The following is a 12,496-nucleotide window of genomic DNA, read 5'->3' as shown; positions in this document are numbered from 1 at the left end:
TTGTATGATGTCTGATATCTACGCTATGATTGGCGCAACAACACTAGTAAGGAGATAGCATGGCCCCACAAAACGAAAAAGCGACGAAAGTTCGCTGGCTCATCCTGGCGATTTTGTTCGCAGTCACCACCATCAATTACGCCGACCGCGCCACCATCGCCATCGCCGGTCCCGAGCTGAAAAAGCTGCTGGGACTGTCTCCTGTGCAGATGGGCTATGTGTTCTCGGCGTTCGCCTGGTCCTACGTGCTGGCGCAATTGCCGGGCGGCTGGCTGCTCGACCGCTTCGGCACCAAGATCACCTATTTCTTCAGCATCTTCATGTGGTCGCTGTTCACCCTGCTGATGGGCACGGTCGGCTTCCTGACCGGGGCCGCCGCGCTGACCGCGCTGTTCTGTCTGCGGTTGGCGGTCGGCGCCTCCGAGGCGCCCTCCTTCCCCGGCAACAGCCGGCTGGCCTCGTCGTGGTTCCCGACCGCCGAGCGCGGCACGGCCGCCGCCATCTTCAACTCGGCGCAATACTTCGCCACGGTGCTGTTCGGTCCGCTGATGGGCTGGCTGGTGCACACCCACGGCTGGGAAAGCGTGTTCTACGTCATGGGCGGCCTGGGCATCCTGATGTCGTTCATCTGGCTCAAGATGGTGTACGGCCCGAAAGATCACCCGCGCATCAACGCGGCCGAGCTGGCTTACATCAAGGAGGGCGGCGCGCTGATCGACCTGGAAAGCAAGGACAAGGCGGTCGCCACGACCAAGCTCGACACCGGCTCGGCGATTCGCCAGCTGCTGGGCAACCGCATGCTGCTGGGCGTCTACATCGGCCAGTACTGCATCAACACCTTGACCTATTTCTTCCTGACCTGGTTCCCGGTCTACCTGGTCACCGAGCGTCACATGACGATTTTAAAGGCCGGCTTTGTGGCAGCGCTGCCGGCGGTGGCCGGTTTCCTCGGCGGGGTGCTGGGCGGCGTGATCTCGGACCGCCTGATCAAGCGCGGCTTCTCGCTGTCGGTGGCGCGCAAGACGCCGATCGTCTGCGGTCTGCTGTTGGCGATGTCCATGATCATCTGCAACTACGTTGAAACCGACTGGCTGGTCATCACCGTGATGTCGCTGGCGTTCTTCGGCAAAGGGATCGGCGCGCTGGGTTGGGCCGTGGTGGCGGACACCTCGCCGAAGGAAGCGGGCGGCCTGAGCGGCGCCCTGTTCAACACCTTCGGCAACACGGCGGGCATCACCACGCCGATCGTCATCGGTTACATTTTGCAGGAGACCGGCTCGTTCGCCGGCGCGCTGGTGTTCGTCGGCGCCAACGCCGCCGTCGCCATCCTCTGCTACGTGCTGATGGTGGGCGAGATCAAGCGTTTCGAGTTCAAAACGCCGGTGCTCACCAAGCTGCCGGCCGCGGCCTAACCCCAGATCCGGGGTCAGGTCCACCAATTCTACACGGGCTGAAGCGTCGGTGCCGACCCCGTCGGGGACTATGTTCCGGACGGATCAGCTCGTGTAGAAATGGTGGACCTGACCCCGGAGTTGCTTTAAAGATACTTGACCCAGGCCATCGTGGTGCGGCGCTTGAATTGGCCGAACACTTTGCACGGCCAGTACATCAGCGGTATCAACGCCGCCGACATCAGCCACACCGCCCAATAATTGTCGAACTCGTAGCGCCCGCCGTAGTTGGCGCCGAGCAGCGCCAGCGCCGCCTCCTGCAGGGACAGCAGCGTGAACAGGTGCAGTAGATAGTAGAACATCGGCACACCGCCAAATACGGCAGCCACGCGAAAGAAGCCGTTGTCGCGCCCTTCCAGCCACGCCAGCACCAGGCATCCACCTCCCACCGTGATCAGCAGGAACGCCAGCGACGGCGGATACTTGGTCACGTTCAGGAACGACATCACCGTGCGCAGCGCCGTCTCGCCGGACACCCAGTCCAGCGTTTCGCCGTAGATGTTCAAGCCGCGCAGCACCAGCAGCAACGCCATCGATACGCATCCGGCGATCAGCAGCGTCTTGCGGCGATGCGCCGGCTGCGTTGACTTGGCGTACCACGGGCCGGCCGCGTAGCCCAGCAAAATCACGCCGATCCACGGCAGCAGCGGATAACTGACCTTGATTTTCATTGCGCCTTCCGCTACCAGGAAGCCGCGGTCGTGCAAAATCGTCCAGGGGACGAAGCCCCAGCTACCCGGCTCGAACGAGATCGGCGTGAGCAGGTTATGTCCGAACACGATGATTAACCCCAGCGCCGCCAGCACCTTGCGCGGCAGCCGATGCAGCAGCGCCAGCGCGATCATCGACAAGCCGATCGCCCAAATCACCTGCAGGTAAATGGTTGCTGGCGGAAACCGCCCGCTCCAGGAGACATTGATGACCAGGATTTCCAGTAGCACCAGAAACAGCCCGCGCTTGAGCAGGAAGCCGGTGGCCGAACGCGCTCCGCTTGCCGGATGCGCATACAGCCACGCCGACAAACCAGTCAGGAACACGAAGATCGGGGCGCAGAAGTGCGCCGCGAACCGGCCGAAAAATTGCGCCGGTTCGATCGTTGCGATGTCCATCGGATCGGGCACCGGCCAGCGAAGGAAGAACCGCTCGCGCACGTGATCGAGCATCATCACCATCATCACCAGCCCGCGCATCACGTCGATCGACGCCACGCGCGCGCCGAGCGCCGGCGCCCTTCTGTCATTTACAGTCGCATTCACACTCATGTCACTCGCCGAACCTAAGCTTAACAATGGACTTGCATTATACACGCCAACGCAATTGACTTGCGTTAAAGCCTATGCGAGGTCTCCGGTGCGTGGGTGGCCGCAGTGCTGGCGCCGGCCTATTCCGAATAGAAGCAGCGTCCGCAGGCCTGCCGATAAGTCTCGTTGCCGCCGATGCTGATTTGTTCGCCCTCTTTCATGCGCTTGCCGTTCTGGTCGACGCGGATGTTCATGGTCGCCTTCTTGCCGCAAGTGCAGATGTTCTTGAGTTCCTCGATATCGTCGGCCAGCGCCAGCAGATAGGCCGAGCCGGGAAACGGCTCGCCACGGAAGTCCGTGCGCAGGCCATAAGTGATGACGGGGATGCCGCGCACCTGCGCCAATTGATGCAACTGCTGCACCTGCGCCGTCGTCAGGAACTGCGCCTCGTCGATCAGCAGGCAGGCGATCTTCTGGTCGATCCGGAGGAGGAAATCGGTGTCGAGGTCGAACACCTCGGTCTGGCGCTGCGGGCCCAGCCGAGACGTCACCTGCCCCACGCCATAGCGGTTGTCGATGGCGGCCGTGAACAGGCGCACCTGCTGGCCCTGCTCTTCATAGTTATGCGCCACTTGCAGCATCGCCGTGGACTTGCCCGCGTTCATCGCAGAGTATCGAAAATAAAGTTTTGCCACTGCCGCCTGCCTTCAAATGTGTGCCGTCTCAAGAGCGGAATTATAAACCGGGGAAATACCCGGTTGGGCAGCGCCATCGCCTAAGAGACGCACCCATCGATGGAAAAAAGCGCATACTTGCCTGAAAAGCAGCAAGGAGACCTTATGCGCACCCCCGCACTGTTTACCCTGATTGGCAACACGCCACTGATCGAGATTACCCGTCTCGACACCGGCCCCTGCCAACTATTCCTCAAACTGGAATCGCAAAACCCCGGCGGCTCGATCAAGGACCGCATCGGCATGTCGATGATCGAGGCGGCGGAGGCCGACGGCCGCCTCAAACCCGGCGGCACCATCATCGAAGCGACCGCCGGCAACACCGGCCTCGGTCTGGCGCTGGTCGGCCGGCTCAAGGGCTACCGCGTGCTGCTGGTCGTGCCGGACAAAATGTCGACGGAAAAAGTGCTGCACCTGAAGGCGCTGGGCGCCGAGGTGCGCACCACCCGCTCCGACGTCGGCAAGGGCCATCCGGAGTACTACCAGGACTTCGCCGCGCGGCTGGCCGCCGAAACCCCGGGCGCCTGGTTTGCCGACCAGTTCAACAACCCGGCCAATCCGCTGGCGCACGAAACCACCACCGGGCCGGAAATATGGGAGCAGACCGGCCATGACGTCGACGCCATCGTGGTCGGCGTCGGCTCGTCCGGCACGTTGACGGGGTTGACGCGCTACTTCCGCCGCGTCGCCCCGCAGCTGGAATTTGTGCTGGCCGACCCGCAAGGCTCGATCCTGACCGAATACATTGAAACCGGCCGCGTGTCCGGCACCAGCGGCTCGTGGGCGGTCGAAGGCATCGGCGAGGACTTCATTCCCGCCATCGCCGACATGACCGGCGTGCGCAAGGCCTACACCATCACCGACCAGCAAAGCTTCGACAGCGCCCGCACACTGCTGCGCGAGGAAGGCATACCGGGCGGCTCGTCGACCGGCACCCTGCTGGCGGCCGCCCTCAAATACTGCCGCGAGCAGACCACGCCGAAAAGAGTGGTCAGCTTCGTCTGCGACACAGGCACCCGCTACCTGTCCAAGGTCTACAACGACGGCTGGATGCAGGACCAGGGACTGCTGCGCCGCCCGCAGGAACGCGACCTGCGCGACCTGATCGGACGCCGCTACGACGCCGGCCAGGTGGTCAGCGTCTCGCCGGAAGACTCGCTGCTGATCGCCTTCAACCGCATGCGCGCCGCCGACCTGGCGCAGCTGCCGGTGATCTCCGCCGGGCGGCTGGTCGGCATCATCGACGAATCGGACCTGCTGCTGACGGTCGACACGCAACCCGAACGTTTCGCCAACCCGGTCGGCGCGACGATGACGCGCCGCCTCGAGACGCTGCATCCATCGGCCGACCTGCATGCATTGCGCGCGGTGCTCGATCGCGGCTTGACGGCGGTGGTGGCCGACGGCGACATCTTCTATGGGCTGATCACCCGCTTCGACCTGCTCAACCATCTCCGAAGGACACTATCTTGACTAAAAAAGCCGCCCAAGCCCTGTCGACGCGCGTGATCCACGCCGGCCAGTCGCCCGATCCGTCGACCGGCGCCATCATGCCGCCGATTTACGCCACCTCCACCTACGTGCAGGAGAGCCCCGGCGTGCACAAAGGCCTGGACTACGGCCGTTCTCACAATCCCACGCGCTGGGCGCTCGAGCGCTGCGTCGCCGACCTGGAAAGCGGCGCCCAGGCGTTCGCCTTCGCCTCCGGCCTCGCGGCGATATCGACGGTGCTGGAACTGGCCGACGCCGGCTCGCACATCATCGCCGGCGACGACATGTACGGCGGCACCTACCGCCTGTTCGAACGGGTGCGCCGCCGCAGCGCCGGCCACGATTTCACCTACGTCGACCTGACCAACCCGGACAACCTGCTGGCCGCGATCAAGCCGGAAACCAGAATGGTCTGGGTCGAGACGCCGACCAATCCGATGCTCAAACTGGCCGACCTCAAAGCCATCGCCGCCATCTGCCGCGAGCGCGGCATCATCGCCGTGGCCGACAACACCTTCGCCAGCCCGCTGGTGCAACGCCCGCTGGAACATGGTTTCGACATCGTCGTGCATTCGGCCACCAAGTATTTGAACGGCCATTCGGACGTCATCGGCGGCATCGCCATCGTCGGCGCCGAGGCGCACCAGCAAGCGTGGCGCGAACAGTTGGGATTCCTGCAAAACTCGGTCGGCGCCATCGCCGGGCCTTTCGACAGCTTCCTGACCTTGCGCGGCGTGAAAACGCTGGCGATCCGCATGGAACGCCACTGCCGCAGCGCGCTGGAGCTGGCGCGCTGGCTGGAGCAGCAGCCGGAAATCCGCCGCGTCTACTACCCCGGCCTGGAATCGCACCCGCAGCACGCGCTGGCCAAGCGCCAGATGGAAGGCTTCGGCGGCATCATCTCGATCGATCTGAACACGGATATGGCCGGCGCCCGCCGCTTCCTCGAGCATTGCGAAGTGTTCGCGCTGGCCGAAAGCCTGGGCGGCGTCGAGAGCCTGATCGAGCATCCTGCCCTGATGACCCACGCCACCATCCCGCCGGCGCAGCGCGCGGTGTTGGGAATTGGCGACGGCCTGATACGGCTGTCGGTCGGAATCGAAGATATAGAGGATTTAAGGGCCGATATTCGCGGTTCGCTCGATGCGATTTAGGTGCTAGTATCCGCAACGTGAACAACCCTGCCTGAAACCAGATCGCAACCATGTTGGAATTCGTCTTCATCCTCATCGGCGTCGTCGTCATCGCCTGTGTCTATTCGATAGGCGTCGCCAGCGCGCGGCCTATCCCGGGGAGCGGCTTTTATAAAGTCTCCAGGGATGGCCGCGTGATGGTCGCCGGCGGCGCCAAGGTCAACGTGCTGCGCCCGGTGATCTATCCGGAGGGCCTGAAGGTCAAGCTGCGCGGCGGCAGCCGCGTGGGCGAGTTCTGGGTCCATGAACTGGTGGCCGAAGCCTACCTGCCCAACCCCGGGCGGCTGACCGGCGTGCGCCACAAGGACGGCAATGTCCGCAACAACACCATCGCCAACCTGGAATGGGTCCAGCAGGAGCAGGCCCTCGTCAACTAGCCGCCTGCCCGGCTAGTTGGCCCCGAAATCGATCACCGCGCCATCCAGCGGATACTCGCGCGTCCGGACTTCCCACTTGCCCTCGCCCACCCGCATGCGGAAGCGGTCGAACAGATAGGGTAAGCCTTCGCCATCGAGGATATCCGTGCCTGTGGTGACCTGGAAGTGCAAATGCGGCACGCGCGCGTCGCCCGAATTGCCGACACGCGCGATCAACTGCCCTTTGCGGACCCTGTAACCCGCCTTGACCAGCACGCTGCCCGGCTGCAGATGCATATATTGCGCGTACTGTCCATTTCCCAAATCGATGGTGATGAAATTGCCGGCCAGGTTATCCATCGTCAGCGGCACGGCCGGCGTGAAACCGTCCTTGGTGCGCGGGATATTATCCGGCATGTCGTTTCTGGCGCCGACCACCCACCCGCCGGCCACGGCGATGACGTCGCGACCATATGCATGGTAGGCGCGAACGTCACGCGCGTCGCCGCTGTAGATCTCACCGTCCCGGTAGATTTTCCAGTCGATCGCGTAGCGCCGCGCGTTCTGCGCCAGCCCGCCCGCGACAAACACACCCTTGCGGTGATGCGAATGAAGGCTCGGACCATTATCGGCCGTCCAATCCGATCCGGCCAGCGGACGGCCCACCACCTGCAGCCTGGCCGAACGGGTTGCGATCACCGGACCGTCGGCGAAGGCGCCATCGAGCAGCACGCGGTGGCGCAGCTTTGCCGGCGCCGCCGTCTTGTCGAACGCAAGGCACAGCGAAACGATCGCGCCCTGGCCGGCGCCCAGCCGCGTGGCGCCACCCTGCTCCTCGCCACCGACCATCCGCAGGCGTTCCTTCACCTGCGGCTCTTTCAACACGGCGACGACCCGCATCTTGTCGTCGTCGGCGTTCAGAATCTCGACGCCACGCACTGTCATGGCTTCGTCGGAGAAATTGCTCAGATAAAGTTCGTAGAGCAGGTAGTTTCGTCCGGCTGCGGGAAACAGCGTCGGCGCCGCCGGCGTGCGCACCTCGAGCTGCGTCGGCGGGAATGGCATGGCGCGCGCCTCGGCTGCCGCACCACCCGCGCCGTTGGCGATCACGTCACATCCTTGTGGCGCGGGAAAATCCGCAGCCGTCTGCGCCCGGGCCGACATGGCCACCAAGGCGCTCAAAACAAGCGCATGCATCGCGCGCGTTGACATTAACATTTTCGCCTTAATGAACAAAAAAATAACATTCTAAGTCATTACCTCAAGACAAGCATTATTAATATCGCTGCCAGAATGCAAACAAACCGACTGTCACTATTTTGTCATCACCTTGTCACAGTCACGTCATAAAGGCTGGCTATCATGCGCTTGCCATTTTAACCATGTCACTACAGGACAACCCACCCAATGAACAAGCCAAACGATCTGGTCCGCACTTCCCTCAATGCGGATGATATCGAGAGCCACGCCTCGCCGAGCGAACACTTCAACACGATTCTGGCCGCGCGCATGAGCCGCCGCAACATGCTGCGCGGCGGCGCCGTCACGGCCGCCACGGCGATCATGGGATCGATGGGCTTGAGCGCCTGCGGCGGCAGCGACAATGTCGGACCGACCGCCCCGCCTACGCCTGCGCCTCCGCCGGTAGCGACTGAAAAACTGCTGGCCTTCACCGCCGTGCCGAAAAGCCTGGCCGACCAAGTCTCGGTCCCTGCCGGCTACACCGCCACCGCGATCTATGCGCTGGGCGACCCGCTGCGCGCCGCCACCCCGGCCTACAAAAACGACGGCACCGACACCGACTTCGACAACCGCGCCGGCGACCACCACGACGGCATGGAATACTTCGGCCTGTCCGCAACGGGCGCGCCGCTGGCATCCGGCGCAGAGCGCGGCATACTGGCGATGAACCACGAAGCGACCACCGACGAAAAACTGGCGTCCCACTTCCTGCACGTGAACGGCGGCACCACTTCGCTGCCGCGTCCCGCCGCGGAAGTGGACAAGGAAGTGGCTGTCCACGGCCTGAGCGTCGTCGAAGTGAAGAAGACCGGCACCACCTGGGCCACCGTCAACGACTCGGCGTTCAACCGCCGCGTCACCCCGCTCACCGACATCGAAATCTCCGGCCCGGTGCGCGGCAACGCGCTGGTGGTGACGAAGTATTCGCCGACCGGCACCAAGATGCGCGGCACCTTGAACAACTGCGGCACCGGCAAATCCCCATGGGGCACCTACCTGAGCGGCGAAGAAAACTGGGCCGGCTACTTCGCCCGTAGCGCCACCGACGATGCCGCCCGCGGCGACAAATCGGTCGTCGCGCTGAAGCGTTATGGCCGCAACCAGGGCTCCACCTCGCGCCACGGCTGGGAAACCGCCGGCACCGACGACAAGTACGCGCGCTGGGACATCAGCAAAAAAGGCGTGTCGGCCGACGGCAGCGACGACTACCGCAATGAACTGAACGGCATGGGCTACATCGTCGAGATGGACGCCTACGACAAGACCAAGGTAATCCGCAAGCGCACGGCCCTGGGCCGCTACGCGCACGAAAGCGCCGCCTTCAGCGTGCCGGCCGTCGGCCAGCAACTGGCCGTCTACATGGGCGACGACTCGCGCAACGAATACATCTACAAATTCGTCTCCAACGCCACCTGGCTGGCGGCGGACGCCAACCCGACCGACCGCATGGCGACCGGCGACAAATACCTCGACTCCGGCAAACTGTATGTGGCCAAGCTGGCCGCCGACGGCACCGGCCAGTGGATCGAGCTGTCGATGTCGAACGCGCTGATCACGGCTTACGCCGGCTACAAGTTCGCCGACCTGGCCGACATCATGGTCAACACGCGCCTGGCGGCGGATGCGGTCGGCGCCACCAGGATGGACCGTCCGGAATGGTGCTCGGTCAATCCGGCCAACGGCGAGATCTATTACACGCTGACGAACAACTCGAACCGCACCGTCAATCCGACCGGTTCGTCGCAACTGGCCCCGGACGGCGCCAATCCGCGCGCCTACACCGACATGAAAGGCACCACCGCACAAAACGGCAATCCGAACGGCCATATCATCCGCTTCAAGGAAGGCACCGGCGCGGCCGCGGCCACCAGCTTCACGTGGGACGTGTACCTGTTCGGCGCCGAGAGCGGCGCTGACAGCAGCAAGATCAACCTGTCGAGCCTCACCGCCGACCAGGACTTCTCCAGCCCTGACGGCCTGGCGTTCAGCCCATACACCGGCATCTGCTGGATCCAGACCGACGATGGCGCCTACACCGATGTCACCAACTGCATGATGCTGGCGGCGATACCGGGCAAGGTCGGCGACGGCGCCAAGTCCACGCTGAACTACACCACCACCGCCGGCGGCACCCTGGCCGTCGACACCTTCATCGGCAAGAAGCCGACCGCCGACACGCTCAAGCGTTTCCTGGTCGGCCCTGCGGGTTCGGAAATCACCGGCATCACCGAAACGCCGGACGGCAAGACGATGTTCATCAACATCCAGCATCCGGGCGAGACCACTTCGCTGGCCAACATCAACGACCCGACCAAGTACACCAGCCAGTGGCCGTCGAACGCCGGTTACGGCGCCGGCAAGCGTCCACGCTCGGCCACCATCGTCATCACCAAAAACGATGGCGGCCGTATCGGCAGCTGATGCTAAGCTGAAGTGAATTGAAAAAGGCCCGGTCGTGCAATGCGGCCGGGCCTTTTTATCAGTAGAACGCGATGTGGACGCAACTCCTGGGTCACTCCCCGGGATGATACCGGCGCTCGAGGTTTTTTTCGACATCGCTCCTGTAGAACAAGACTTCCTTAAATTCCCCGCGCGCATACATCTCGGCCTGGTCGGCGAAGTGCGGCGACGCCGGATCGCCGCTCTGGCCGCCGGCCAGCACGCTGCGCGCCGTGATGCGAGGCCCGAATTCCACCGCCGCCACGAAGCTGTTGCCACGCTCGCCGTAGATCTTCTTCGTCGTCTGCTTGGACGTCATGCCGTACGCCGCCAGCGATCCCCAGTTGGCGGACGCGAACGCCACCGGCAAACTCGGTTTGCTGTCGTCGAACGGCTGAACGATGTCGCCGGTCAAACGCTGGAAGCGATTGATGTCGCCCCACGGCGTTTGCCAGGTGCCGAAATCGGCGGTCAGCTTGGCCGAGGCGCGCTCCAGCGCCTCCAGCCGCTGGCGCGGCGTCAGCGCCGCCTGGATGTAATCGAGCACCAGCACTTCCCCGGTCTTGGCGACGGGTCCATACGTGGCCGTCAGATCCTGGACCCAGTAGATCGCCAGCGATGTCGGTGTCGATGTCAGCGAATAGCGCATGTCCCAGCCGCGCAGCGCGGCGATCTGCGGTGCCAGCGACGCCTTGAGCGCATCGTCTGCCGGCAGTTCGTCGTAGGCGGCGAACAACTGCGGCAACAGCGGCTCGAAGGCCGGCAGCTGCGTGTCGTAGGCGGCAGCGATCAAGCTGGCGATGGTGAAGTCCTTTTTGTTCTCCAGTACCCGCACCGCGTGGATGCCGCGCGGGTTCTCGGGATTCATCGACATGTACGCGGGATAGTCCTTGGCCTTGGGGCTATACGGCCCGGCCGCCGTGTACGGCCAGTTGTTGGTGTTCTGTATCCAGCCGTTCTTCGGATTGAACAGCGAGATGGTCTCCTTGACCGTATGCAGTCCGTGCCACTCGGTGGCCGGATCGCTGCCGTCGACCGGGTGCTTCCAGTCGAATTTCGGATCGCGCTTCGGAATAAAGTTCCCGTGGAAGTAGGCGATATTGCCGTCCGCGTCCGCGTACACCGTGTTGTTGGACGAATTGGTGCGCAGCTCCATCGACTTGTAGAAGTCCTTGTAGTTGCGCGCCTTGGTGCGGATGAACGATTGCGTGAGCGCCTTGAGCGGCTCGTTCATCAACCGCACGGAAATCCACTTGCCGTCCCTGGCCCGCACGATGGGGCCATGGTGGCTGTAATACACCTTGACCACCTTGCTGGCCATGCCGTCCTTGGTCTTGTAAGGCAGCGTGATGTCCACCGACTTGAGTGCGCGTTGTTCGGTGCCGTACTGGTAGAAGAAGCGGCCATCTTTTTCGGTGACCGTTTCCATGTACTCGTCGATCACGTCGCCGCCGCCGGACGTGTGCATCCAGCCCACCCGGTCGTTGAAGCCCTGGTAGACAAAGAACTGGCCCCAGGTGACAGCGCCATAGGCGTTGAGCCCCTGCCGGCTTTGCACCTGCACCTCCGGACGGAAATAGAACGACGTGTGCGGATTAATCAGCAGCAGCGCGCGGCCGTTTTTGGTCAGCGCGGGCGCGATGGCGAAACCGTTCGATCCGCCCGGCTCCTTATCGAGATCGCTGCGCCGCTCCATCGGCGCCGACGACAGCAGCACCGGCGGCGCCAGCGGATACCTGGCGCCGTTCGCGTAGAACGCCTCCAGCTGTTTCAAATCGATGGTTTCGATGTCGCCACCGATGCTGCCCTCGCTGAAGCTGAGCGCCATCCACGGCTCGAAGCGCGTGATCAGCGCCGGCTTCACCTCGGGATGCGTGGCCAGGTAGTAGTTCAAGCCGTCGGCAAAGGCCACCATCAGCTTTTTCAGCCACGCCGGGCTTTGCTGGTACTGCGCCTGCAGATCGACTGGGTCGATGAAAAGCTTCATGCGCAGGTCGCGATACAGCTCGGCCTCGCCCTCCACTTCCGCCAGCCGCCCCATGGCGTTGATGTAATTGCGCTCGACGCGGCGGAAATCATCCTCCGCCTGCGCGTACATCAAACCGAACACCGCGTCGGCGTCGGTCTTGCCGTAGACGTGCGGGATGCCCCATTTGTCGCGCAGGATGGTGACCCGCTGCGCCTGCGCCTTCAGGCGCTTGGCCTCCACCGCCGACATCTCACGCGCCGGCAAAGTCGCCGACAAAACCAGCGGCGATGGCGCCGCCACCGCCCCCATCGAAACAAAACCGATCAACGGCAGCATGGAACGCATACTTGGCATGGACTGGACTCCGGGCGGTGGAAGGT

9 protein-coding genes are annotated in these 12,496 nt (G+C 63.5%); 5 read left to right on the top strand and 4 right to left on the bottom strand.

Going from position 1 to position 12,496, the window contains the following annotated elements:
• The first annotated feature begins 59 nt into the window (after window positions 1-59).
• Window positions 60-1,412 (top strand): MFS transporter, encoded by a 1,353-nt coding sequence (locus AC0IYS_RS13270; RefSeq protein ID WP_471705584.1) that lies wholly within the window; start codon window positions 60-62, stop codon window positions 1,410-1,412.
• 125 nt (window positions 1,413-1,537) lie between these two features.
• Here AC0IYS_RS13270 and AC0IYS_RS13265 read toward each other — a convergent pair whose 3' ends face one another.
• Together AC0IYS_RS13265 and AC0IYS_RS13260 are read right to left on the bottom strand one after the other, a co-directional pair.
• Window positions 1,538-2,713 carry an acetyltransferase domain-containing protein gene (locus AC0IYS_RS13265; protein WP_471705583.1) on the bottom strand — a complete coding sequence of 392 codons (1,176 nt, stop codon included), beginning with the start codon at window positions 2,711-2,713 and terminating at the stop codon, window positions 1,538-1,540.
• 119 nt (window positions 2,714-2,832) lie between these two features.
• Complete coding sequence (locus AC0IYS_RS13260) at window positions 2,833-3,387, bottom strand: thymidine kinase (protein WP_471705582.1); 555 nt, start codon at window positions 3,385-3,387, stop codon at window positions 2,833-2,835.
• Window positions 3,388-3,531: 144 nt separating this feature from the next.
• Between AC0IYS_RS13260 and AC0IYS_RS13255 the strand changes: the two genes are divergently transcribed.
• The 3 genes from AC0IYS_RS13255 to AC0IYS_RS13245 are packed head-to-tail and all read left to right on the top strand — an operon-like array spanning window position 3,532 to window position 6,487.
• Window positions 3,532-4,899, top strand: coding sequence for a pyridoxal-phosphate dependent enzyme (locus AC0IYS_RS13255; RefSeq protein ID WP_471705581.1), 1,368 nt, complete (start codon window positions 3,532-3,534; stop codon window positions 4,897-4,899).
• Window positions 4,896-6,071 (top strand): trans-sulfuration enzyme family protein, encoded by a 1,176-nt coding sequence (locus tag AC0IYS_RS13250; protein ID WP_471705580.1) that lies wholly within the window; start codon window positions 4,896-4,898, stop codon window positions 6,069-6,071. Before AC0IYS_RS13255 ends, AC0IYS_RS13250 begins: the two co-directional genes overlap by 4 nt.
• Window positions 6,072-6,121: 50 nt before the next feature.
• Window positions 6,122-6,487 (top strand): HNH endonuclease family protein, encoded by a 366-nt coding sequence (locus AC0IYS_RS13245; protein WP_471705579.1) that lies wholly within the window; start codon window positions 6,122-6,124, stop codon window positions 6,485-6,487.
• 12 nt (window positions 6,488-6,499) lie between these two features.
• Here the strand turns inward: AC0IYS_RS13245 and AC0IYS_RS13240 are convergent, their stop codons facing one another.
• Window positions 6,500-7,576, bottom strand: a complete 1,077-nt coding sequence (locus AC0IYS_RS13240) for a M23 family metallopeptidase (protein WP_471705578.1) — start codon at window positions 7,574-7,576, stop codon at window positions 6,500-6,502.
• A gap of 297 nt (window positions 7,577-7,873) precedes the next feature.
• Between AC0IYS_RS13240 and AC0IYS_RS13235 the strand changes: the two genes are divergently transcribed.
• On the top strand, window positions 7,874-10,129 hold the full coding sequence (locus tag AC0IYS_RS13235) for a PhoX family protein (protein WP_471705577.1): 2,256 nt from the start codon (window positions 7,874-7,876) through the stop codon (window positions 10,127-10,129).
• A gap of 91 nt (window positions 10,130-10,220) precedes the next feature.
• On the opposite strand, the gene AC0IYS_RS13230 is transcribed toward AC0IYS_RS13235, so the two are convergent.
• Window positions 10,221-12,470, bottom strand: coding sequence for an acylase (locus AC0IYS_RS13230; RefSeq protein ID WP_471705576.1), 2,250 nt, complete (start codon window positions 12,468-12,470; stop codon window positions 10,221-10,223).
• Window positions 12,471-12,496 lie beyond the last annotated feature (26 nt).

It is taken from the genome of Duganella sp. AC237 (assembly GCF_979254035.1).
The sequence above is the reverse complement of the archived record's forward strand: the minus strand, read 5'-3'. Positions and strand labels throughout refer to the sequence as shown.

What these genes read in the sequence shown, in the direction of transcription:
- AC0IYS_RS13270 (WP_471705584.1), top strand. Translation starts at nt 60, where the DNA reads ATGGCCCCACAAAACGAAAAAGCGACGAAAGTTCGCTGGCTCATCCTG.
- AC0IYS_RS13265 (WP_471705583.1), bottom strand. Translation starts at nt 2,713, where the DNA reads ATGAGTGTGAATGCGACTGTAAATGACAGAAGGGCGCCGGCGCTCGGC.
- AC0IYS_RS13255 (WP_471705581.1), top strand. Translation starts at nt 3,532, where the DNA reads ATGCGCACCCCCGCACTGTTTACCCTGATTGGCAACACGCCACTGATC.
- AC0IYS_RS13245 (WP_471705579.1), top strand. Translation starts at nt 6,122, where the DNA reads ATGTTGGAATTCGTCTTCATCCTCATCGGCGTCGTCGTCATCGCCTGT.
- AC0IYS_RS13235 (WP_471705577.1), top strand. Translation starts at nt 7,874, where the DNA reads ATGAACAAGCCAAACGATCTGGTCCGCACTTCCCTCAATGCGGATGAT.
- AC0IYS_RS13230 (WP_471705576.1), bottom strand. Translation starts at nt 12,470, where the DNA reads ATGCCAAGTATGCGTTCCATGCTGCCGTTGATCGGTTTTGTTTCGATG.